Genomic DNA, 23427 nt, shown 5'->3' on the forward strand with positions numbered 1-23427 from the left:
TTTACGGGGTTTTTTGTTTTATCAGCCGCGGTTGCCGTCCCCCGCCCTCGCGGTCCCCAGCAGCACGAACAGCATGGTCGCCGGCCGGCCGCTCAAGTTGCGCCAGGCGTGGCGGTTGCCATGCTGCACGGCCACCTCGTGCCGCCTCAACACGACCTGGCGGCCGTCGTCGAGTTCCAGCGTCATTTCGCCATCGAGCACGACGTCGTAGTCGATGCTGTCCGTCGCGTGCATGCCCGGATGATCCCGCTCGAAGGCTTCCGCCAGCCCGGGCACCCGCCGGGCGAACTCGGCGCTGAAAGCCGCGGCATCGAAATCGGCGCGCGCCATCACCGCATCGGGCGGGAACGTCACCATCATCAGCCGCGATGCCCCGGCATCGGGCACGAATCCGTCCGCCATCGTCCGATCCGCGACGTCCAGGCCCGCCCCCACCCGGGGGCTAGCGGGCGTCGACCAAAGCAGCGCCGTCGCGAAGCCTGGAAGCGTCTCGAACTCGGCATGGCGCGGCGCGACGCCGTCCGACAGCACGCGTGCCTTGCCGTCCGCGCCGGTTGCCGCCACTACCCGCCTGATGAGCATGTCCGCCCTCCTTCACGGATTGATGACGAAATTGCTGAAGCCGCCGTTGCGGGTGGCGATGCCGGATATCGCCTCGTTCACCTGTTCGAGCGGATGGCAGACGTGCTCGAAAATAGACAGGTCGAGCGCACCGGCCTGCGCCATGTCGGCGATGTCCTGTCCCTCGCCCGCGGTGAACCATGCCGAGCCCTCGAGGCTTTGCTGCTCGTCCATCATGGTGTGCAGGTCCAGCCCCACCATGCCCGCGATGGCGCCGATGTTGTAGGCGCGGCCGCCCCGCTTGAGCGCCCGCACACCTTGCTGCAGCGTCTCGTGCGGCGCGCCGGGCCCGAGCGCGTCGATGAAGATGTCGACGCCCAGCCCGCCGGTGCGTGCCTTGGCCCAGGCATCGATGGCCTGGCCGTCGGCAATGGAAAGCACCTCGATACGATCCGGCGCCAGGGCCTTGACGCGTTCCAGCAGCGCCGGGTTGCGCCCCGTCCCGAGGATGCGCGTGGCGCCCATGGCCAGGCCGAACAGCGCGCCGCCTATGCCCAGCGTGCCGCTGATGCCGTTGACCAGGACGCTGCGGCCCGGCGCCACGCCGGCCTTGCGCATCGCCGAATACATGGTGCCGAGATAACCGAAGCGGGCCGCCTGGTTGTAGGTCACGTTGTCCGGCAGTTTCACCAGCGCATACTGCGGCGCGATCATGTATTCGCACAATCCGCCGTACGGGTAGTTCTTGAACAGCGCGAGAGAGTTCTGCGAGAACCCGAAGTAGCCGCTGAAGGCGTAATGCGTGCAGTTGATGAGATCGCCGCTGCGGCAGGCGCGGCACCCGCCACAATACAAGCCGGGATTCACGTAGACGCGGTCGCCGGGTTTCCAGGCATGCACATGCGACCCCACGGCGGTTACCTCGCCGGCGGGGTCCAGGCCGAACACTGCGGGCAACGGCGGCAGCGGGAGCTCGGGGAACCACGTCGTCCAGTTGGCGAGGATGTTGCCGAGATTCGGCACGATGCCGCAGGCATGGACGCGGACCTGGACATCGTTGGCAGCCGGCTCGGGGATGGGAATGCGCTCGATCTGCATCGGGCCCCCGACGCGATGGAGGCGGGCCGCTTTCATGGTCGACATGGTGTCTCCTTGGTTTTGTCTGCACGAAATGTGGGGGGATTGTCCGGATGCGCCGGGCCTTCTCCCATTCGGAACATCCATTAATGCACAAAACATAATTTTGTGCATAATTTTATTTTTGTGCGAAAAATGGAGCCGACATGCAGGCTGGCGGAATGACGGAAAGCTACGATGTCGCGATCGTGGGATTCGGCCCGGTGGGCGCAACCCTGGCGGCGCTGTTGGGCCAACGCGGGCGCCGGGTGGCCGTGCTCGACAAGTCCGAGCGTATCTATCCCCTGCCTCGTGCCTTCGCGCTGGACCATGAAGCCATGCGCATCTTCCAGCAGATCGGCATCGCCGACGAACTGGCGCCACACATGACGCCCTACCGGCCCACGTTCTACCTGGGCGCCGATGGAGAGCCGATCCAGCATTTCGACATGGGCGCGCCGCCCTATCCGCTTGCCTGGGCGCCCGCCTACACCTTTAACCAACCTGCCTTGGAAACGGCCTTGCGCCGTACCGTGGCGGCCCAGCCGACGGTGACCGTCCGGCTGGGAACCGAAGCCGTGGACGTGCGGCAGGAAGACGGCGGCGCGGCGCTCCGGGTCCGCACCCAGGACGGCCGGGAGGCCACCTGGCGCGCTCGTTACGTGGTGGCCTGCGATGGCGGCTCAAGCCCCCTGCGCAAGCTCCTGGGACTGCGGCTGCGGAGCCTGGAGTTCGACGAACCGTGGATCGTCGTGGACCTGCACGTGCACGACGACCAGCTCGCGCGGCTGCCCGCCACCAACGTCCAATATTGCGACCCCGCGCGGCCATGCACCTACGTCGTCGGTCCGGGCACGCACCGCCGATGGGAATTCCTGCTGCTGCCCGATGAGGCCGAACGGCGCGATACCTCCGACGAAGCCATCTGGAAACTGCTGGCCCCCTGGCTTTCACCCGGCCAGGCGCGGATCTGGCGCGCGGCCGCGTATCGCTTCCATGCCGTGGTGCTCGAGCAATGGCGCCGCGGTGCCGTGCTGCTGGCCGGCGATGCCGCCCACCAGATGCCGCCGTTCCTCGCCCAGGGCATGTGCCAGGGCCTGCGCGACGCGGCGAATCTCGCCTGGAAACTGGACTGGGTGCTGGCCGGCCGGGCCGCCGCTTCGCTGCTCGATACCTACGGCGCCGAGCGAGGTCCCCAGGTCGAAGAGACGACGGCCACGGTCAAGCGCCTCGGCCGCATCATCTGCGAACGCGATCCCGGTCGCGCGCGGGAGCGGGACCGGGAGCTGCGCGGGCGGCAGGATGGGCAGGTCCGGCCGCAATTGCGCCAGAGCCTGCTGCCGGGCATACGCCATGGCTTGGTCGATGGCGACCGGCTCCCGGCGGGGACGCCTTTTCCCCAGCCGCTCTGCCGGACGGACGCGGCGCAACCGCCACGCAGGATGGACGACCTGCTTGCGCACAGTTTCGTACTGGCGCTGCGCTCGCCACCCGACGCCGGGATGGCGCGGCAGTGGGCCGAGTGCCTGCGTGTCCTCGATGCGACGGCGGTCTGCTTCGAAAGCGCAGGCCCGTCCCCTGCCCCTACCGGCATAGCCGTGCTGGACGAGGCCGACGGCATCATGGCGGACTGGTTCGCGCGTCACGAATGCGACGCGGCCCTGGTCCGCCCGGATCGGGTCGTATACGGCACGGCACGCCGCCTGGCGGACGTCCTGCAGCTGTTGCAAGGAGCGGTTCGGCGCCTGGAAGGGTTGAAGGAAGCGTCGGATACCACCGCCTGAGGCCAACGGCCAACAGGCCGAGCGCTGCCGGCGGCGCTTCAGTCGATGCGGATTTTCGCCGCCTTCACGACCTCCGCGTACTTTTGCAGGTCGGCTTCGATCTGGCGCCGGAACTCCGCCGGCGTATTTCCCGACGCCACGATGCCCAGCCCGGCCAGCCGCTCCCTGACCTGCGGCTGGTGGACCACCGCATGCACTTCCCGCTGCAGACGCTCGATGATGCCGGCGGGCGTGCCGGCCGGCGCCAGCAGACCTATCCAGGAAGTGACCTCGAAGCCGGGCACCGATTCGGACACCGTGGGCACGTCCGGCAACGATGCCAGCCGTTGGGCACTCGAGACCGCGATGGCCCGCATCTGCCCGCGCTGGATGAACGGATAGGCTCCGGCCACCGCGGTGTAGAGCATGGGCAGCGTGCCGCCGACCACGTCCGCCATGGCCTGGCCGCCGCCTTTGTAGGGAATGTGCACGAAATGGGCGCCGGTGCGCACGCGCAGCAGTTCTCCGGCCAGGTGCGGCGTACTCCCGGTGCCCGCGCTGCCGTACGACACGCCGGCCTCGTTGCGCTTGGAATAGGCCACCAGCGATGCGAAGTCGGTGACCGGCAGCGTCGGCGCGGTCACGATCACCAGCGCGGCATCGCCGATCTTGCTGATCGGCGCGAGGTCCTTGAGAGTGTCGAACGGAACCCTGGCATACACATGCGGATTGATCACCAGGGTGCCGTCGAACCCGACCACCAGCGTATAGCCGTCGGGGGCGGCGGCCGCCGCCATCTGCGTGCCGATATTGCCCGAGGCGCCGGGCTTGTTCTCAACGATTACCTGCTGGCCGAGCCGGTGGCCCAGTTGTTCCGCCACGATGCGCGCGCCGGTGTCCGTCACGCCGCCGGGCGCGAACGGAACGATCAGCCGGATCGGCTTGCCGGGATAGTCCCCGGCCTGCGCGGCGCCGGCGAGCAGGCATAGTGCGGCGAGGCACGGCATGCGGAACCGGGTAAGCCATCTCATCGCCATGGTGTCTCCTCCTTGGGGCGAGTTTTGTCGTTGTCGAAAGCGCCTGCTGGCGCGCCGTGGTCCGCGTCGTTCAGCCGATCGCTCCTTCCGCGCGCAGCCGCGCAAGCTTGTCCGCCCCATAGCCCAGCCAGCCGCCGAGCACGGCGTCGGTCTGCGCGCCCAGGCGTGGCGGCGCGCCGAACGATGCCGGCGCCGCGCCGGAGAGCTTGACCGGATTGCCCGGCATGCGCAGGGATTTGCCATCGCCAAGCGGCACGGCCGCGACCATGCCGCGCGCCTGCACTTGCGGATCGGCCAGGGCCTGCGCGAAATCGTTGACCGGCCCGCAAGGAATGCGGGCCGCCTCCAGCCGTTCCAGCCAGTGGGCGGTCGGCTGCTTGCGAAGTTCGGCCGCGATGATTTCGTCGATGCGGGCCTTGGCGGCAAAGCGCGCCGCCTGCCGGCGGTATTCGGGCTGCCTCAGCTCAGGTAGATCGATGAACTCGACGAAACGCTCGAAGAACGCGTCGCCGATGCAGGCGATGATGATGTGGCCGTCCGCCGTCGGGTAGCAGTTGTACGGCACGTGCACGAAGTGGCCGTTGCCGATCCCCTCCGGCACTTCGCCGGACATGAAGTACATGGTGGCCATGTAGTTCAGCAGCGATATCTGCACGTCGAGCATGGCGATGTCCACGTGCTGTCCGCGGCCCGTCCGCTCGCGTTCGACCAGGGCCGCCAGCACGCCCAGCGCGCCGAATACGCCGCCGCCGAGATCGCCGATGGGAATGCCGCTGCGCATGGGCCCGGTAGCCGGCGTACCGGTGATCGACATGCCGCCGCCCATGGCCTGCACGACCTGGTCGAAGGCGGGGCGCTCGGTGGCGGGACCGGTCTGGCCGAAGCCCGTGACCGAGCAGGTGACGATGCGGGGGTTGATCCGAGACAGCGCCGCGTGATCGATGCCCAGGCGTTCCGTAACGCCAACGCTGAAGTTGTCGAACACCACGTCGGCCTGCCGCACGAGGTCCAGGAATACGTCGCGTCCCCCGGGCTGCTTGAGGTCGACGCAGACGCTTTCCTTGTTGCGGTTGAGCGTGAGGTAGTAGGCGCCCATGCCGTCGTGCGAATACTGCGGATCGTTCTCGAGCAGGCGGCGTGTGCCCTCGCCGCGTCCCGGCGGTTCGATCTTGATGGTGCGGGCGCCGAGGTCGGCCAGCAGCATGGTGCCATAGGGGCCCGAAAGCATGTGGGTCAGGTCCAGCACGGTGATGTGTTCGAGGGCCAAGCCGGTATCTCCCGAAAAATGGATGCCGGGATCCTGCAATCGGCATGCCACGCGGGCCGCCACCGCCAAGGCATTGATTCTTCATTGTTTTCCCCGGGGACCGACTTTGTCCGGACGTTTCATGGGACAATCGTGAAACGACACAGGCGTTTCATCGAGACGATCCCATGCCCCCCTTTCCTCCTCCCGCCGCCGACTTGCCGCGTCTGTGTTTCGCCAGCTATCGGCATATCCGCGAGCTGGCCATGCCCGTGGTGTCCGAATACGCCGCCCGGGCGCAAATCGAAGTCGTCGATGCCACGTTCGGCGACGCCCTCGCCCTGGCCGAGGACCGGATCGAGCGCGGCATGGTGGATGCCTTCGTCAGCGCGGGGTCGAACGCCGCCATCCTCCGGGCGGGCCTGCAGGCGCCCGTGGCCACCATCCACCTGGGCGGCTTCGACCTGCTGCAGGTCCTGATCAAGGCACGCCGCATCGCCGACCGGGTCGGCGTGGTGATGTATGGCCAGACGATTCCCGAACTCGACGCCGTCAAGGACTTGCTCAACATCGGCATCAGCCAGCATGCCTACCTGACGCCCGACGATGCCCGGCATCGCTTCGAGACGCTGCGCCGCGAAGGATTCGAAGTGATCGTGGGTTCGAGCCTGGTGGTGGAACTGGCCGAGCAAGCCGGTCTCAAGGGCCTGCTTGCCTATTCGCTGGCCAGTATCCGCAAGGGATTCGACGACGCGCTGGACCTGGCCCGCGTCGCGCGGCTCGAGGCGGGCCGCTACGAGCAATTGCACAGCGTGCTGCACAACCTGCAGGAAGCGGTCGTCGCCGTCGACCGCGAAGACCGCATCATCGCCATCAATCCGCCGATGCAGCAATTGCTCGGCAAACCGGAGCTGCCGCTGCGCGGCCAACCACTGGGAGCGCTGGAGCCGGCGCTGTCCTTGCGCGCCACGCTGGATAGCGGTCGCCAGGAACGGGCCATCGCGCTGCGCTTCGGGCAACGCGACTGGGTGGTCGATCGCACGCCGATACGCGAACATGGCGACATCGTCGGCGCTGCGCTTACCTTGCACGACGCGGGCGCCATCCAGGCGGCCGACACCAGCCTGCGCATGCTGCAGCGGCGCCAGCAGCACACCGCTCGTCATACGTTCTCCAGCCTGGCCGGGTCCGGGGCGGCGATGCGCGCGGCCATTGCCAGCGCGCGCCGCTACGCCTGCACCGAGCTGGGCGTGCTCATCACGGGCGAGAGCGGCGTCGGCAAGGAGTTGTTCGCGCAGGCCATCCACAACGAAAGCCGGCGCGCGCAGCGGCCCTTCGTCGCGGTCAATTGCGCCTCGTTTCCCGAATCCTTGCTGGAAAGCGAACTCTTCGGCTACGAGGAAGGCGCGTTCACCGGTGCCCGGCGCGGCGGCAAGCGCGGCCTGTTCGAGGCGGCACATACCGGCACGCTGTTCCTCGACGAGATCGGCGACATGCCCCTGCCCCTGCAGACGCGCCTGCTGCGGGTGCTGCAGGAACGGGAAATCACCCGGCTGGGCGCCACGGCCCCCATCCCCATCGATATACGGGTCATCGCCGCCACCCACCAGCCGCTCGAGCGGATGATCGCCCAGCAACGCTTCCGCCAGGACCTCTATTACCGGCTCAATATCTTGCGGCTGGCCTTGCCGCCGCTACGCGGGCGTCGCGAGGACATTCCCACCCTGGTCACGCCCATGGTCGCGCGGTGCCTGGCTCGCCTCGGGGCGAGGCTCGACCCTGCCGCGGCGCTGGCGCCCTGGATGGCCAGGCTGCAGGCCTACGACTGGCCCGGCAACGTTCGCGAGCTGGAGAACCTGGCCGAAAGAATGGCCGTGGCGCTGGCGCAATACGAACGCCCCGAGGACGTACCGGCCGATGCGTTGCGGCACGATTGCCCGGAGCTTTTCGCCGGCGATGCGCCGCCGGAGGAAGACGGGATGCCCATGGCCGAACGCGTGCGCCGCGCACTGGCCCAGGCCGGCGGACGGCGGGCCGAGGCGGCGCGCCGGCTCGGCGTGAGCCGTTCCACCCTCTGGCGCTGGCTGGCCGAGCTCGAGCGCGAGGCGGCCCCGGGCGAGACCCGCTCCTGGCCTTTCAGCGAGGCTTCAGATCGCCCAGCACGACGCCGGTAATGTGCGCCAGCCAGGCGTCGCGGCGCTGGCTCTCCATCAGGTCCACGCCCAGCCAGCGTGAGCAGGTATGGTGGTTCGAGACGTAGAAAAAGCCCAGTGCCATGACCGTCATCAGTACCGTCTCGGCATCGACGTCCTTGCGGAACACCTGTTTCTGCTGCCCGCTTTCTAGAAGACTGCGGATCGTTTCGACCAAAGGCATCGAGACGCGCTTGATCTTGGCCGATTTCTTCACGTACTTGGCGCGCAGCAGGTTCTCGGTCATGAGCAGGCGCACCAGGTCCGGATTCCGGTTGTAGTGATGCCAGGAGTGGGCGATGAGTTGCTTCATGCCCTCCACGGGATCGCTTTCGGTCTGGACGAAGCTGCGCTGCTCCTCGACCATCTCGGCGTACAGGTGCTCGAGCACCGCCTGGTAGAGCCGCTCCTTGCTGCCGAAGTAGTAGTAGAGCATGCGGTCCACGGTCTTGGCCCGCTTGCTGATCTTGTCGATGCGCGCGCCCGAATAGCTGTGCTCGGCGAATTCGGCAATGGCGGCCGCCAGGATGCGCGCCTGCAGCTCCTCGGGGCTGCGCCGCCCCTTGGTCGGGCGGGTGGGCGCCCCGGCCGTGCCGGTCTTGGCGGCGGACCGCTTCCTGGCCGGCCGCTCGGGCGCTTCCTGCTCGATCTGCTGCTCCACTGCGGTGCTCTCTTTCATGCTTTGGACCTTGAAATTCTAGTGCATAGGCTGCACGAAGCGCTGCGCACCGACCGCGCAACCGCGGCCACGTGAGCCCTCTTGCAGTGCGGCCGGCACATCGGCGGGTCGCGCAAGGCATGCCTGCGCACAGGTTTCGTGCATCGGTATTTTCCCCTCCCAGTTTAATGTAGAAAATCCTCCATAAGTGGAGTATCTTCTTTTCGAAATGCGCATATGGCCCGGAATTTGCCTGCCACCATGGCATGGCCATCCGGCGCCACGCCGAACGTTCTTCCATCCGGGCTTGGCCCGGCCCAGCGAACAGGAGTGAAGAAGTGGGTCGATATGCACGCAATACCTGGTATCCCATCGCGTGGTCGCGCGACATCGGCCGGGCGCTCGCGCGCCGCACGGTCATCGAGGAAGACGTCGTCCTGTACCGCACCGAGGGCGGCGAGGTCGTCGCGCTGGAAGACGCCTGTCCCCACAAGCTTGCCCCGCTTTCCATCGGCCGCCTGGTCGGCGACGAAGTGGAATGCGGCTACCATGGCCTGACTTTCGACTGTGCCGGCCGCTGCACCAAGGTGCCGGGCATGGCCCATGCGCCGGCCAACATCCAGGTGCGCAGCTTCCCTACGGCCGAGAGCATGGGCATGGTGTGGATATGGATGGGCGACCCGGAGCGCGCCGCCGCCACCAAGGTGTTCGATCTGCCCCAGTACCACGATCCGGCCTTCAGCCTCGTCGAGGGCGACGCGCTGCTGGTCAAGGCGAATTATCTGAACCTCGCGGACAATCTCTGCGATCCGTCCCACGTCGGCTACGTGCATCGGTCGACTTTGTCGAACAGCCACCACGAAGCCGTGCCCGTCATGAACGAACGCCAGCGCGACAAGGTCGTGACCTGGCGCTGGGTGCTCGATTCGCCGCTCATCCCGGTCTTCCAGGGCCTGAAGGATTTCGGCGGCAACGTCGACAGGTGGCACTACTACCACTACTACGCGCCCAGCATCGCCGTCATCGATTTCGGCTCCGCCAAGACCGGCACCGGCGCTCCCGAAGGCAACCGGGACGACTGCATCCAGATGTATGCCTGCCACTTCATCACGCCGGTGGACGAGCGCACGTGCGTGCAGCATTGGCTGTGCCTGAAGAACGTTCCGTCCGATCCCGAGATCGACGCCCGCCTGCTGGCCGGCTTGCGTACCGCCTTCGACGAGGACAAGGCCGTGCTCGAAGCCATACAGCGCAATGAGGACCGCGTGCGCGACTGGCGGCCTGTCAAGCTCGCCATCGACGTCTCGTCCGTGAAGATGCGCAAGATGGTCGACGAAATGATCCAGGCGGAACACGCTCTCTCCTAGGGCCGGGACGCCGGGCTCCGCCCATGGGCCCAGCAACGGCCCGAGGGGCGTGGTTCCGGCGGCTCGCGGCCTCCTTGCAGCCTCCACTCTCGACCCACTGAGGAGCATTACATGAATCGGATTTTCGGGATCGGCGCGCTTGCCGCCGTCGTGCTGTCGGCAGCCTGCGGTCCGGCGTTCGCCGCGGACGACGTCATCCGCATCGGCGAGATCAACAGCTACAAGCTCTTGCCCGCCAACATGGTGCCCTACAAAAAGGGCTGGGAGCTGGCCCAGGACGAGATAAACGCCGCGGGCGGCCTGCTCGGCAAGAAAGTGGAAACCGTTTTCCGCGACGACAACGGCAACACCGGCGATGCCGTGCGCATGGCCGAAGAGCTGCTCTCGCGCGAGAAGGTCGACATCCTGGCCGGCGTCACGCTCTCGCACGTGGGCCTGGCCATCGCCGATTTCGCCAAGCAGCGCAAGGTCTTCTTCCTGGCCTCGGGCCCCTTCACCGACAGGGTGGTCTGGGAGAACGGCAACCGCTATACCTACCGCCTGCGCTATGGCACCTATTCGATGACCGCGGCGCTGGTCCAGGAAGCCGCCAAGATGAACAAGAAGCGCTGGGCCATCGTCTACCCCAACTACGAGTACGGCCAGTATGCCGCCAAGACCTTCAAGGAGGTGCTCAAGCAGGCCCAGCCGGACGTCGAGTTCGTCGCCGAGCAGGCCCCGCCCTTCGGCAAGATCGACGCCGGCGCGGTGGTGCAGGCGCTGGAGCAGTCCAAGCCGGATGCCATCTTCAACGTGCTGTTCGGACCCGATCTGACCAAGTTCGCGCGCGAAGGCCAGACACGGGGCCTGTTCAAGAATCGCGAGGTGGTCAGCCTGCTGACCGGCGAACCGGAATACCTCGATCCGCTCAAGCGCGATTCGCCCGACAACTGGCTGGTCACCGGCTATCCCTACCAGCTCATCGATACGCCGGAGCACAAGCAGTTCATCGACGCCTATCGCAAGAAATACAACGACTATCCGAGAATGAACTCGGTCATCGCCTATGCCACCATGAAGGCCATCGCGGCCGGCGTCACCAAGGCTGGCTCGACCGACACCGAAAAACTCATCCAGGCATTCAAGGGCCTGGAGTTCGATACGCCGCAAGGCCGTACCTCCTTCCGCACCCTGGACAACCAGTCGACGTTCGGCATCTACATCGGCCGCACCGCGGTCAAGGACGGCAAGGGCTACATGAAGACCGGCCGCTATGTGGACGGGTCCACCGTCATGCCGCCTGACGAGGTCGTGCGCAAGCTGCGCCCGGGCACGGACGGCTGACCCCGCTTTCCGGCCCTTCCCCGGTCCGCCGGCGCATCCGCCCGGCGGACTTCCGTCCCGCGCCAGGCGCTATACGCTCAAGTACGCCCGGCGCACATCCTCGTTCGCCGCCAGGGCCTCCATGCTGCCTTCGTATCGGATCTCGCCGCGTTCCAGCACATAGGCGCGATCCGAGACCAGTTCGGCGAAATGCATGTTCTGCTCTGACAGCAGGATGCTCACGCCTTGCTCCTTCAGCTCCAGGATCATGTGGGCCATTTGCTCGACGATGACAGGAGCGACGCCTTCGGACGGCTCGTCCAGCAACACCAGGTAGGGATTACCCATCAGCGTCCGCGCCACGGCGAGCATCTGCTGCTCGCCTCCGCTCATGCGGCCGCCCGGCCGATCGGGCATCTCGCCCAGGTTGGGAAAAAGATCGAACAGGCGCTCGGGCGTCCAGACCGGCGCCAGTCCTCCAGAGGGCCAGGCACGCGACGGCTGGCGCCCGACCTCCAGGTTCTCCATGACGGTGAGGTCCGTGAAGATGCGGCGGTCCTCGGGAACGTAGCCCAGGCCGGCGGCGGCCGCCTCGTGCGGCGCCGCCCTGGACAAATCCTTGCCCATGAAGGATATCCGGCCTTTGCGCTTGGCGATCATGCCCATGATGGCCTTCAGCGTGGTGGACTTGCCGGCACCGTTGCGGCCCATCAAGGCCACGACCTCGCCCCGGCGGACGTCGAGCTCGACGCCGAACAGTATCTGCGCGGCGCCATACCAGGCGGCCAGGCCGCTGACTTCCAGCAGCGGTTCGATCGTCGTTTCGGACATGGGCATGGGCACCTGCAAGGGAGTTTGCGTGGGAACGGCATACAGAGCCATCAGGCGGCCTCCTTCTTGGCGGCTTTCTCGAATGTCTTGCCTGTGCCGAAGTACACCTCCTGCACCTTGGGATGGTCGCGGATCTGGAGCGGCGTCCCTTCCGCGATCAGCCGGCCGCGGGCCAGCACGATGACCCGGTCGGAATGGGCGAACACCACGTCCATGCTGTGCTCGGTGAACAGCACGGCCATGCCGCGTTCGACCACCAGGCGCTTGGTCAGCGCCATCAGCTCGTTGCGTTCGCCCGGCGCCATGCCGGCGGTGGGCTCGTCCATCAGCAACAGCTTGGGCTGGTTGGCCATGGCGATGGCCAGCTCGACCCGCTTGACATCGCCATAGGCCAGCACGCTGCACGGCCGGTCGGCCTGGCCCGCCATGCCGACTTGTTCCAGCAGTGCCAGCGCATCGGCACGCCGGTAGTCACCCGCCCGGCGCCACATCGAGAACAGTTTGCGATCTGCCGACAACAGCGCCATCTGTACGTTCTCCACCACGGTCAGCGAGGCGAACGTCTCGGCGATCTGGAAAGTGCGGCCGACGCCCAGCCTCCAGATCTGCCTCGGCCGCAGGCCGACGAGCTCATGGCCGTCGAACCGGATCGAGCCGGCATTGGCGCGCAACTGCCCGTTGACCATGTTGAAGGTGGTCGATTTGCCGGCGCCATTGGGTCCGATCAACGCCAGCAGCTCGCCCGCCGCGATCTCGAAGTCGATGCCGTCGACCGCCTTGACGCCGCCGAACGACTTGCCTAGCCCCGAAACTTTCAACAAGCTCATTTCGCCACCTCTTGTGTACGGCGCTGCGCCAGTTGTCTGGCGAAGCCGGCGATCCCTTGCGGAAAGAGCAGCACGAGCACCAGGATGATGAAGCCCAGCATCGCACGCCAGTAGTCGGTGTTGCGTGCGACGGTATCCTGCAGCCAGGTGAAAGTCACCGCGCCGACGATGGGACCCGCCAGCGTCTGCAAGCCTCCCAGCAGGACCATGACCAGCCCGTCGATGGACTTCACCACGTTCAGGGTCTCCGGAGAAATGCTGCCTTTCGAGAAGACGAAGAGCGCCCCGGCCACGCCGGCGAACAGCCCGGCCACCACGAACGCCACCCATTGCATGCGCTTGACGTCGATGCCGATGGCGTCGGCACGCAGCGGCGAATCGCGTCCTGCCCGCAGCGCATAGCCGAACGGTGCGAAGAGCGCCCGCCGCAGCAGCAGGATGCCGGCCACCACGAACGCCAGCGTCAGGTAGTAATAGGCCCGCTTGTCCTGCAGCCACTCGGCCGGCCAGACGCCGGTCAGTCCGTTGCTGCCGCCGGTCAGCTCGTCCCACTGGAAGCAGACGGCCCAGACGATCTGGGCGAAGGCCAGCGTCAGCATGGCCAGGTAGACGCCCGACAGGCGGACGCTGAACCAGCCGAACACGAAGGCGCCGGCCACCGCGGCCAGCGGCCCTATGACCAGCGCCACCTCCATGGGCGCGCCCAGGGTCCGGACCAGCAAGGCCGCGCCGTAGGCGCCAAGTCCGAAATACGCGGCATGGCCGAACGAATGCATGCCTCCGGGCCCCATGATGAAATGCAGGCTGACCGCGAACAGCGCCGCGACCATCAGATCGATCAACAGAACTGTCGTATACGACGAGGCATCGATCGACAAGGGAAGCACGCACAACGCGGCCAGGAAAACCAGCGCGCCGCGCCGGACCCAGGGGCCGGCCAGGCGCAGCGGTGCCTCGATGGCCGCCGCGTTGCGGCTGGCTCCCTGGGGCCGCCCGAACAGGCCCCAGGGACGCAGGACGAGCACGACGGCCATCACCAGGAACTCGACCACCAGCGTCAGCTTGGAGAAATTGACGTCCATGCCGAACAGGTGCACGACGCCCATCCAGATGCAGAGCGCCTTGATCTCGGCAATCAGCAGCGCTGCCACGTAGGCGCCGGGTATCGATCCCATTCCGCCCACCACGACCACCACGAAGGCCGCTCCGATCGTGTGCATGTCCATTTCCAGATTGGCTGGCTCGCGCGGCAGTTGCAGCGCCCCGCCCAGGCCGGCCAGCAATGCGCCGAGCGCGAATACGGCCGTGAAGAGCCAGGCCTGGTTGACGCCCAGCGCCCCGACCATCTCCCGGTCCTGGGTCGCCGCCCGCACCAGCGTGCCCCAGCGCGTGCGAGTGAGCAGCAGCCACATGGCCGCCAGCACGACCGGTCCGATCGCAATCAGGAAGAGGTCATAGGCGGGAAACTGGCTGCCCAGGATTTCCACTGCCCCTTCCAGCCCTGGCGCGCGCGGCCCGAGCAGTTCTTCCGGCCCCCAGTACCAGAGGACGAGATCGCGTATCACCAGGACCAGCGCGAAGGTGGCGAGCAACTGGAACAGCTCCGGTGCGCGGTACACGCGGCGCAGCAGGACGATCTCGACCAGGCCGCCGAGGAGGCCTACCGCCAGCGCCGCCAGCACCAGCGCGGGCCAGAATCCCAGGCCCCCGCCGAGGTGCTCGACCAGGGAATAGGCTACATAGATGCCCACCATGTAGAACGAACCATGGGCGAAGTTGACGATGCGCGTCACGCCGAAAATGAGCGATAGTCCGGCGGCCACCAGGAATAGCGATGACGCATTGGCCAGGCCGTTGAGCGCCTGGATGAAGAATCCCGAAAAATTCATGCAAGGCCCCTTCTACACGGAAGGCTGGGTTGAACAGGCGGTGCGCGCGACATGCCGCACCGCCGCCTGGGCCGCTCGCCTAGCGCAGGCCATCCTTGCCCTGGATCTCCGACGCCTGCAGCCCGCCCACCCGAGGCAGGGGCCGTCCGCTGTCGGTTACCGCCACCGCCACCACGATCTCGCCGGCGCGCGGCGCATCGGCCACGCGCGCCTCGATGGCGTCGAAATGGCTGCGCACGTAGGCTGCGTCCTTGTGCCCCAGGGGCACGTCTATCGCCGCCCCCAGTCCACCGATCTTCTTGGCCGACGGAACCAGTGCCGCCCCCTGTCCGACCGCGGTGCGCAGCGGCGCGCCCAGCCGCGGATGCAGGATGGCCGCGGCGTGCTCGAGCTCGCCCGCCGAGCCGACGATGGCCGCCTTGCCGTAGCTGTGGGCCTGGGCGGGCGCGATGCCCAGCGCCTGCACGCACTTGCCCCCCAGCAATCCACCCAGTTCCTCGCCGATGGCGACCAGCTCGTCGAGGTTCTCCGCATAGCGGCCGGCGTACGGATTCTCGATGACTGCCATCGCCACCGCCTTGCGCGTGGGCGTGGCCAGCGCCTGCCCCATCTCGACGCGGGTCTCGTCCACCTGCACGATCAATTTCCGGATCTTGGCCGACATTTTCGATGCTCCTTGATTACCCTGTTTTCCATGGCGCTACGCGCCCCCCACCCCGATACAAGACACGGTCCCCGCAACCCCGGGGAAGGGGCTACCTCTGTCCGTCCCACTTGGATATTTCCGCAGCAGTCAGGCCGCCCACACGCGCATGGACCCGCGGGCCGGTGCTCATCACCAGGACGACCACCAGTTCCCCGGCGTGCGGCGCGCCTGGCACGCGAACTTCCATGGCATCGAAATGGCTGCGCACATAGGCCGCGTTGATGTGGATCAGCGGCACGTCCAGCGCGGTGCCCGGCGCTCCCACCTTCTTGGCGGACGGTACGATGGCCAGCGCGTTGCCGTGCTGGCCCGTCTGCGCATCCGCCTTGCGGTCGCCTTTCCAGCCCAGCAGCTCGCGCATGGCATAACCGCCCGGCACATGCCACAGGGCGCCGTGCTCGAGCTCGCCCGCCTCGCCCACCACGGCTCCCTTGCCGTAACCCTGGATGCTGTCGGCCGGCACGTCCATGGCAGCCAGCAACTGGCGGGCCATGTCGATGCCTACCGGCTCGAGCGCCTGCATGGCGGGCAGGATGTCCTCAACGTAGCGGCCGGCATACGGATTCGTCAGCACCGCGCCGATGGCCCCCCGCCTCAAGGGCCGGGCCGGGGCGGGGCCGAATTCGTGGAAGATATCTTCGACCTGGGTAAAGACTCGTCGGATTTCTATCATGCCTGCCTCTGGATGAATGAATCGCCGGCGCAGCCTCGATCGCGGACGCCCGGCGCGGATGACGCACATCCCGGGCGCCGGCGTGGCGCCACGGTGCGAATCAAGCAAGTACCGAACCAACCTCCTTCATGCCCGGTTCGCGCAATCGGCAAAGCGTCCGCCCGGCGAACCTCGCCTGCCCCTGGCACACCAGCGCAGCGCCCGCAATCAGGCCTTGCCTCTCCAGTTCCTGCGCCCTTGCGACCCCGGCGTCCAAGGCTGCGCGCACCGCCGCCGCCGGGAGTGCAGGCACATCCACGGTGACCAGCCTCTCGCCCAGGTCGGAATCGTCCTTGATTTCGCAGGCCGGCCGCCGCACGATGGCCGGATGGAAGGTGTCCACCGCATTGGCGATCACGGTGGCCGCCGCGTCGGCCGCCGCGGCATCGGCCGCCAGCACGGTCACGCTGTCGGCGATGCCCAACGAGAAACTGCGCCCGCGCCAACCGCTGGTCGCCACGCCCCGGACCGGCGCGGCGGCGTCGATCTCCATCCCGCCGTCCAGCGCGGCGGCGCGCGGCGCCCATCGACGGGCTGGATCGCTGCACAGGCCGATGCGCGTACGGGAACCCGGCGTCAGGTGCAGGGCGATGTCCCCGCCGTTGTTCACCCATGCCCGCGCGATGCCCGGGCGCCGGTAGGCCATGACGATTTCATCGGCCACCGCGCCGGCCACGGCCGCCATGGCCGTGAGCGCATGGCGCGACAGGGGCGCACAGGCGTGCCACATCCGGCGTGCCACCGGGCCGCGCACCGCGCAGCGCCGGCCGACCAGGCGGCGCAGTTCGGGCAGTTCCGCCACCAGCTCCGCCAACAGACCGCCGAAGCGCGCCCAGGCCGCGGCGTGCGCCTGCTCCACCGCGTCCCGGGCGCCATCGGCGCGCAGGATCAGGTCGATGGGACCATGGCAGAAATGCCAGCGGTCATCCGGCAGGCGCGCGCGCTGGGCTTGCATCGCGTCCTCAGCCCAGCATGGGAGGCCGGCCGAGCGGCCAGGGGTTGAGTTCCCCCCCTTTTTCCCAGCGCCGCCCCGTAGGAGCGCCATCGTGATGCCACGCCCCGGCGCGCAGGACCTCGTCCAGCGGGCGGACATAATCCATGTGGCCGCCCAGCGCCCGGTAATCGTCCAGTCGCATGCTGAACTCGATGGGGGCGACGATGGCGGGCGTGGGCACCGTGCCGAAACTATGGTCTGGCATGCGTAGCACGTCGGCCATGACGGTGATCCCGCCACCCGGCCAGACGTAGGCCGGCGCGCCGCCCATCGTCACGTTCACCAGGAGCTTCTTGATCGACCGGGTCAGCAGCACGGGATTCTCCGTCACGCCCGCGCGCAAGCTGCCGCCCGCCCCGGCCAGGAACATGACCGAGGCCAGGGACGGTTCGCAGTTCTCGCCGATGCGCGCCACCACCGCCGCCACTTCGGGGGGCATCGGCGCCTCGCGCGGCACCAGGGCTTCGTCCAGCACATACCATGCGGCGTGCTCGCCCGTGGTCGAGGTCATCAGCAGCCGCAGTCCGGGCCAGGCCACCTTTTCGTCCCAGCCCTCGATGATGGACAGCGGATCGCTGATATCGGTGCCGCCCCACCCGGTGCCGGGATTGGCCACCTGGAAATAGCGGCCGGGCGTGGACTTGCGCCCCTTGATGCGGATGCCGGAGTCACGCGTCGCCAGGCAGCGTCCCGCCTGGTGCTCGGTCAGCACGCCGGTGATGTGATCATCCACCACGACCACCTCGTCGACCTTGCCGTACAACTGCTTGGCAAAGATGCCGATGGTGGCCGATCCGCAGCCCACGCGCATGCGCTGCTCCTCGACCCCGTTCACCACCGGCGGGCGGCCCGCCTGTACAGTGATGCGTGCCCCACCCTCGATCTCGAGCTCGACCGCCTGCTTGTTGCCCAGTGTCTGCATCACGTCGAGCGTGACGCGCCCTTCCTTCTTGCTGCCGCCCGTGAGGTGGTGGACGCCTCCCAGCGACAACATCTGCGATCCGTATTCGATAGTCGTCACATGGCCGACGACCTCTCCCTTGCAGCGCACGTTCGCCTGCTCGGGCCCCAGGTAGCGGTCGGTGTCGATCTTCACCTTCAGGCTGCAGTAGCTGAAGATGCCTTCGGTCACCACGGTGACCATGTCAACGCCGTCGACCTGCGAGGAAACGATGAAGGGCGCGGGCTTGTAGTCGGGATACGTGGTGGAAGACCCGATGCCCGTCACGAAGACCTCGTTCGCCCGGAGCAGGTCGCCGTCCCAATCGGTGGGCTGGGGCGAGCCGCCGTCTTCGCCGGCGGGCGCGAAAGGCACCAGCGCTGCGGCGTCCTCGTCCAGCTTGCGGCGCAGCAGCACCACGGGATCGACCCGCACCAGGTTGCCGTCCACGTTGGCGTAGCGGTCGCAAGCACCCGAGCGCCCTTCTGTTATCTGGCACAGGACCGGACAGGCATTGCACTCGATCTTGCTCGAGCTCATGCGCTCGTTGCGCGGCTTGGCGCGCTCGAGGACCACCACGTCCTGGCTGCCTTGCGAGGGGCTTGCGGTATCGATCGGTTCGGACATTTTGCTCAAACCCTTCAGATGCGACACAGGCCTTGCCGTGCCAAATATTTTCTATGTAGTATTCACTACATTGAATGTTGTAAACACTACATTGAGCACAATCTAGCGCAATTGGTTGGGCTTCGCAATGTGTTTTTCCCTGCCCCTTTCCGGGGCGAAAAGGAGATCTGGATGACGCATGTGGTGAGCGATGCATGCATCCGGTGCAGGTACACCGATTGTGTCGACGTCTGTCCGGTCGACTGCTTCCGGGAAGGCAGCAATTTCCTGGTCATCGACCCCGACGAATGCATCGACTGCGCGGTCTGCATTCCCGAATGCCCCGTGGGCGCGATTTATGCAGAAGAAGACCTGCCCGAGGACCAGAAGATATTCGCCGGCATCAATGCAGAACTGGCAAGCCAATGGAAGAGCATCACCCGGCGCGCCGGTCCGCTGCCCGATGCCGAGGACTGGAAGGACAAGACCGGCAAGCTAGCCTATCTCGAACGCTAAACGCCCTGGAGTCGATCATGGCCGCATTCCACGAGGAAACCGTCCTCTCCGTCCACCACTGGACCGACCGCCTCTTCACCTTCAAGACTACCCGCGACCAGTCCCTGCGGTTCAGCAACGGCCACTTCACGATGATAGGACTGAAGGTGGACGGCAAGCCGCTGCTGCGCGCCTACAGCATCGTCAGCGCCAACTACGAGGAGCACCTTGAATTCCTTAGCATCAAGGTGCCCGACGGCCCCCTCACCTCGCGCCTGCAGCACATCCAGGTCGGCGACGCCATCCTCGTCGGCCGCAAGCCCACCGGCACGCTGCTCACCGACTACCTACTTCCCGGCCGCCGCCTTTATCTGCTGTCCACGGGCACGGGGCTCGCCCCCTTCATGAGCATCGTGCGCGACCCCGAGTCATACGAGAAATTCGAACAGATCATCCTCGTGCACGGCGTCAGGCAGGTGGACGAACTGGCCTATCACGACCTCCTGGTCGAACACCTGCCCAATCACGAGTTCCTGGGCGAGCTGGTCAGCAGCAAGCTGCGCTACTACCCCACCGTCACCCGCGAGTCCTACCGCAACATGGGACGCATCACGGAGCTGATCGAGAGCGGCAAGCTGTTCGCCGACCTGCAGACGCCGCCGCTCGACCCCATGCACGACCGCATCATGCTCTGCGGCAGCCCTTCCATGCTGCGGGACCTGAAGTCGATGCTGGAGAAGCGCGGTTTCAACGAGGGCAATACCTCGACGCCGGGCGACTTCGTCATCGAACGCGCGTTTGCCGAGCAGTAGCGCAACCTTTCCCACCCCAGACAGAGGCAGAGACATGGCAGAAGCCGCAAGCACCGCGAAGTCCGGCAAGGTCGTCATCAGGAACATCGGCCTGCTGCTCTCCGGCGACATCGACCGGCCCATCCTCGAGGCCGATACCATCGTCGCGCGCGATGGCATGATCGAGGCCGTCGGCAAGGAGGCGGACTGCGACACCGGGCAGCCGGACCTGCTGGTGGACGCCCGCCGCACCTGTGTGGCCCCGGGCCTGATCGACAGCCACGTCCATCCTGTCTTCGGCGACTGGACGCCGCGCCAGGGACAGCTCGGCTGGATCGATTCCACCATGCACGGCGGCGTCACGACCATGATATCGGCCGGCGAGGTTCACCTGCCGGGCCGGCCCAAGGACATCGTCGGCCTCAAGGCCCTGGCGATCACCGCGCAGCGCGCCTTCGACAACTTCCGCCCCGGCGGCGTGAAGGTGCTGGCCGGCGCGCCGGTGATCGAACAAGGCATGGTGGAACAGGACTTCAAGGATCTCGCCGATGCCGGGGTCAAGCTGCTGGGAGAAATCGGCCTCGGTTCGGTCAAGGCCGGGGCCGAGGCCGGCCGGATGGTGGCCTGGGCCCGCAAATACGGCATCCAGAGCACTATCCACACGGGCGGCCCTTCCATTCCCGGATCGGGACTGATCGACAAGGACGTGGTGCTGGAGGCCGACGCCGACGTGATCGGCCACATCAACGGCGGCCATACCTCCTTGCCCGAAAGCCATGTCTGCGAGCTGTGCGAACGCTCCTCCCGGGCCATCGAAATCGTCCACAACGGCAACGAGAAAATCGCCATCGCCGCTGCGCAGGCAGCGCTGCAGCTCAAGTGCCCCCATCGCGTCATCCTCGGCACCGACAGCCCCGCCGGGTCGGGGGTCCAGCCGCTGGGCATGTTGCGCCTGATCGCCCTGCTCTCCAGCCTGGGCAACCTTCCCGCGGAACTGGTGTTCTGCTTCGCCACCGGCAATACCGCCCGCATCCGCAACCTCGATTGCGGCCTCATCGAACCCGGCCGCGCGGCCGACTTCGTCTTCATGGACAAAGCCCAGCACACCGCCGGCCGCACCCTGCTGGAAAGCGTACGGGCCGGCGACATTCCCGGCATCGGCATGGTCATGATCGACGGTATCGTCCGCTGCGGCCGCAGCCGAAACACCCCGCCGGCCACGGAAGTACCAACGGTCGTGACCGGTCACTGACTTCACGCAATAGCGTCAGTCAGTCGATTGCCGTCGTAGCGTTCGCATCGCCCCCGGGATTCGGCACCGAGCCGCCCCCAAGCGGGTCCGCCCCCCTCGGGAGGCTGCCGCGCAGCGCCTGGGGGCCGCCGGTCCAGGCGCGCGTCAGCGCGTAGGGGGGCTCTCTATCAGTCGCTCTTTCCCTTCCTGACCCAGGCCTCGAGCTGATACGGCCGGATGCTGTCGTAGTCCTCGAAGGGCTGGTGAATCCACGGATTCGTCGGCAGCTTCTGCACGTAGTAGTCGGGCACCACCTTCGAGTGCCCCTTGAACCACAGCACCGCCGTGCGCATCTCGGTGATCGAGGAGAACTGGTTCAGCAAGTGCTGGTGCACCTTGTCGAAGGTGACGCCGGTATCGACCATGTCGTCGACCAGCAGCACCTTGCCTTCCAGCGTCCCGCGCGTGATCGTGATGAATTGCGCGATGTCCAGGCGCCCCTGCTCCGTGCCCGCGGCCTCGCGGTAGCTGCTGGTGGCGAGGATGCCGAGCGGCACGTCGTAGATCCGCGATAGCACGTCGCCCACGCGCATGCCGCCGCGCGCCAGGCAGACGATCTGGTCGAATTTCCAGCCCGACTGGTGGACCTGCAGGGCCAGTTGCTCGATGAGTTGGTGGTAGCGTTCCCAGCTGATCCAGAGGTCTTTGTCGGTGTCTTGCTGCATGGCGTATGCGTATTGCAAAAAATGCCCCCACGCTAAGCCCTTCAGGCTGTCGCTGCCCCCCCAGGGGGCGCTTTTAGCCTTGGGGCGGCCCGGCGGCAAAAAAGCCCCGGGTTCTACCGGGGCGCTCGGGTTAAGCCTGGATCAAGCCTTGAACGGATGCCGCAGCACGATCGTTTCGGTGCGGTCCGGACCGGTGGAGACCAGGTCGATGGGCACGCCGCACACTTCGGACATCCGCTCGAGGTAGCGGCGGGCGTTGACCGGGAGTTTATCGTATTCGGTCACGCCCACGGTGGATTCGCTCCAGCCCGGCATTTCCTCCAGCACCGGCTCGCTGCTGGCCACCGCCGCCGCGCCGTAGGGCAGCACGTCGCGGAACTCGCCGTTGACCCGGTAGCCCACGCCCAGCTTGATGGTTTCCAGGCCGTCCAGCACGTCCAGTTTCGTGATGCAAAGGCCGGAGATGCCGTTGAGCCGGATCGAGCGCTTGAGCGCGGCGCCGTCGAACCAGCCGCAGCGGCGCGGCCGGCCGGTGACCGAACCGAACTCCTTGCCGACCGAGGCCAAGTGGGCGCCGATGTCGTCGGCCAGCTCGGTCGGGAACGGGCCGGATCCCACGCGGGTGGCGTAGGCCTTGGTGATGCCCAGCACGTACTCGAGCTTCTGCGGCCCCACGCCGGCGCCGGCCGAGGCCGCGCCCGCCACGCAGTTGCTGCTGGTGACGTACGGATAGGTGCCGTGATCGACGTCCAGCAGGGCGCCCTGGGCACCCTCGAACAGCAGCTTCTGGCCGGCGGCCGAAGCTTCGTAGAGCGCGTTGGCGACATCCGCCACCATGGGCTTGAGCACCGGCGCCAGGGCCATGGCCTGGTCGCGCACCTGGGCCGCGTCCACGGCCTGTGCGCCCAGGTAGTTGGTCAGCACGAAATTGTGGTAATCGAGCGCTTCCTCCAGCTTGGCGTCGAACGCCGCCGGATCGTAGAGATCCTGCACGCGGATGGCGCGCCGGGCGACCTTGTCCTCGTAGGCGGGGCCGATGCCGCGCCCGGTCGTGCCGATCTTGCCGGCGCCCTTGCGGGCCTCGCGCGCCTGGTCGACCGCGACGTGATAGGGCAGGATCAGCGGGCAGGCTTCCGAGACGCGCAGCCGCGCGCGCACCTCGACGCCGGCGGCCTCGAGCTCTTCGATCTCCCGCAGCAGCGCTTCCGGCGACAGCACCACGCCGTTGCCGATGTAGCAGATCATGCCCGGGTGCATGATGCCCGACGGAATCAGGCGCAGGATGGTCTTCTTGCCGGCGATCCAGAGGGTGTGGCCGGCATTGTGGCCGCCCTGGAAACGCACTACGCCCTGGGCCGATTCGGCCAGCCAGTCGACGATCTTGCCTTTGCCTTCGTCACCCCACTGGGTGCCGATAACCACGACGTTATTAGCCATG

General features: G+C 67.0%; 21 protein-coding genes. 7 read left to right on the forward strand and 14 right to left on the reverse strand.

Translation table 11 applies throughout. The features are described 5' to 3' along the window. Positions 1-21: 21 nt before the first annotated feature. Together CDO44_RS10635 and CDO44_RS10640 are read right to left on the reverse strand one after the other, a co-directional pair. Entirely contained in the window at positions 22-582 is a 561-nt protein-coding gene (locus CDO44_RS10635) for a cupin domain-containing protein (protein WP_087780210.1), read from the reverse strand. 12 nt (positions 583-594) lie between these two features. After that, a complete protein-coding gene (locus tag CDO44_RS10640) occupies positions 595-1704 on the reverse strand; it encodes an alcohol dehydrogenase catalytic domain-containing protein (protein WP_087780211.1) in 1110 nt (369 codons plus the stop codon). A gap of 140 nt (positions 1705-1844) precedes the next feature. On the opposite strand from CDO44_RS10640, the gene CDO44_RS10645 reads away from it, so the two are divergent. After that, positions 1845-3461, forward strand: a complete 1617-nt coding sequence (locus tag CDO44_RS10645; protein WP_087780212.1) for a bifunctional 3-(3-hydroxy-phenyl)propionate/3-hydroxycinnamic acid hydroxylase — start codon at positions 1845-1847, stop codon at positions 3459-3461. 38 nt (positions 3462-3499) lie between these two features. Here the strand turns inward: CDO44_RS10645 and CDO44_RS10650 are convergent, their stop codons facing one another. Together CDO44_RS10650 and CDO44_RS10655 are read right to left on the reverse strand one after the other, a co-directional pair. Further along, positions 3500-4477: a tripartite tricarboxylate transporter substrate binding protein gene (locus CDO44_RS10650; protein WP_087780213.1), complete on the reverse strand. Its 978-nt coding sequence runs from the start codon at positions 4475-4477 to the stop codon at positions 3500-3502. Between the two features lie 70 nt (positions 4478-4547). Further along, positions 4548-5744, reverse strand: coding sequence for a CaiB/BaiF CoA-transferase family protein (locus tag CDO44_RS10655; RefSeq protein ID WP_087780276.1), 1197 nt, complete (start codon positions 5742-5744; stop codon positions 4548-4550). Between the two features lie 167 nt (positions 5745-5911). Between CDO44_RS10655 and prpR the strand changes: the two genes are divergently transcribed. Then, a complete protein-coding gene (gene prpR, locus CDO44_RS10660; RefSeq protein WP_087780214.1) occupies positions 5912-7897 on the forward strand; it encodes a propionate catabolism operon regulatory protein PrpR in 1986 nt (661 codons plus the stop codon). Here prpR and CDO44_RS10665 read toward each other — a convergent pair. Beyond that, a complete protein-coding gene (locus tag CDO44_RS10665) occupies positions 7860-8594 on the reverse strand; it encodes a TetR/AcrR family transcriptional regulator (protein ID WP_087780215.1) in 735 nt (244 codons plus the stop codon). The genes prpR and CDO44_RS10665 overlap by 38 nt on opposite strands. A 317-nt stretch (positions 8595-8911) precedes the next feature. On the opposite strand from CDO44_RS10665, the gene CDO44_RS10670 reads away from it, so the two are divergent. Both CDO44_RS10670 and CDO44_RS10675 read left to right on the forward strand, forming a co-directional pair. Then, positions 8912-9940, forward strand: a complete 1029-nt coding sequence (locus CDO44_RS10670; protein ID WP_233146127.1) for an aromatic ring-hydroxylating dioxygenase subunit alpha — start codon at positions 8912-8914, stop codon at positions 9938-9940. Positions 9941-10051: 111 nt separating this feature from the next. After that, positions 10052-11263, forward strand: a complete 1212-nt coding sequence (locus CDO44_RS10675; protein ID WP_087780217.1) for an ABC transporter substrate-binding protein — start codon at positions 10052-10054, stop codon at positions 11261-11263. Positions 11264-11332: 69 nt separating this feature from the next. Here CDO44_RS10675 and CDO44_RS10680 read toward each other — a convergent pair whose 3' ends face one another. From CDO44_RS10680 to CDO44_RS10710, 7 genes are all read right to left on the reverse strand, one after another. After that, the gene (locus tag CDO44_RS10680) at positions 11333-12124 is read right to left on the reverse strand and encodes an ABC transporter ATP-binding protein (protein ID WP_369824605.1); all 792 of its coding nucleotides are present in this window, start codon (positions 12122-12124) and stop codon (positions 11333-11335) included. After that, the gene (locus CDO44_RS10685) at positions 12124-12900 is read right to left on the reverse strand and encodes an ABC transporter ATP-binding protein (protein ID WP_087780218.1); all 777 of its coding nucleotides are present in this window, start codon (positions 12898-12900) and stop codon (positions 12124-12126) included. Before CDO44_RS10685 ends, CDO44_RS10680 begins: the two co-directional genes overlap by 1 nt. Then, positions 12897-14789, reverse strand: a complete 1893-nt coding sequence (locus CDO44_RS10690; RefSeq protein ID WP_087780219.1) for an ABC transporter permease — start codon at positions 14787-14789, stop codon at positions 12897-12899. The genes CDO44_RS10685 and CDO44_RS10690 overlap by 4 nt, the downstream gene beginning before the upstream one ends. 79 nt (positions 14790-14868) lie before the next feature. Next, positions 14869-15453 (reverse strand): amino acid synthesis family protein, encoded by a 585-nt coding sequence (locus CDO44_RS10695; RefSeq protein ID WP_087780220.1) that lies wholly within the window; start codon positions 15451-15453, stop codon positions 14869-14871. A 91-nt stretch (positions 15454-15544) separates the two neighbouring features. Further along, positions 15545-16168 (reverse strand): amino acid synthesis family protein, encoded by a 624-nt coding sequence (locus tag CDO44_RS10700; protein WP_087780221.1) that lies wholly within the window; start codon positions 16166-16168, stop codon positions 15545-15547. A 100-nt stretch (positions 16169-16268) separates the two neighbouring features. After that, entirely contained in the window at positions 16269-17162 is an 894-nt protein-coding gene (locus CDO44_RS10705) for a UPF0280 family protein (RefSeq protein ID WP_087780222.1), read from the reverse strand. Between the two features lie 7 nt (positions 17163-17169). Next, entirely contained in the window at positions 17170-18681 is a 1512-nt protein-coding gene (locus CDO44_RS10710) for a 6-hydroxynicotinate reductase (RefSeq protein WP_233146134.1), read from the reverse strand. Positions 18682-18939: 258 nt separating this feature from the next. Here CDO44_RS10710 and fdxA point away from each other — a divergent pair, with 258 nt between their 5' ends. From fdxA to CDO44_RS10725, 3 genes are read left to right on the forward strand one after another with little or no spacing between them, the layout of a single operon-like run. Next, positions 18940-19263: a ferredoxin FdxA gene (gene fdxA, locus CDO44_RS10715; RefSeq protein WP_087780223.1), complete on the forward strand. Its 324-nt coding sequence runs from the start codon at positions 18940-18942 to the stop codon at positions 19261-19263. Between the two features lie 17 nt (positions 19264-19280). Then, on the forward strand, positions 19281-20054 hold the full coding sequence (locus CDO44_RS10720; RefSeq protein ID WP_087780224.1) for a ferredoxin--NADP reductase: 774 nt from the start codon (positions 19281-19283) through the stop codon (positions 20052-20054). Between the two features lie 34 nt (positions 20055-20088). Then, positions 20089-21285 (forward strand): amidohydrolase family protein, encoded by a 1197-nt coding sequence (locus tag CDO44_RS10725; RefSeq protein ID WP_087780225.1) that lies wholly within the window; start codon positions 20089-20091, stop codon positions 21283-21285. A 167-nt stretch (positions 21286-21452) separates the two neighbouring features. Here CDO44_RS10725 and CDO44_RS10730 read toward each other — a convergent pair whose 3' ends face one another. Together CDO44_RS10730 and CDO44_RS10735 are read right to left on the reverse strand one after the other, a co-directional pair. Further along, positions 21453-21989: a phosphoribosyltransferase gene (locus CDO44_RS10730; protein WP_087780226.1), complete on the reverse strand. Its 537-nt coding sequence runs from the start codon at positions 21987-21989 to the stop codon at positions 21453-21455. A gap of 141 nt (positions 21990-22130) precedes the next feature. After that, positions 22131-23426, reverse strand: a complete 1296-nt coding sequence (locus CDO44_RS10735) for an adenylosuccinate synthase (protein ID WP_087780227.1) — start codon at positions 23424-23426, stop codon at positions 22131-22133. Position 23427: the final 1 nt, after the last annotated feature.

This window comes from Pigmentiphaga sp. NML080357, assembly GCF_002188465.1.
In the GTDB taxonomy this organism is placed as follows: domain Bacteria; phylum Pseudomonadota; class Gammaproteobacteria; order Burkholderiales; family Burkholderiaceae_B; genus Pigmentiphaga.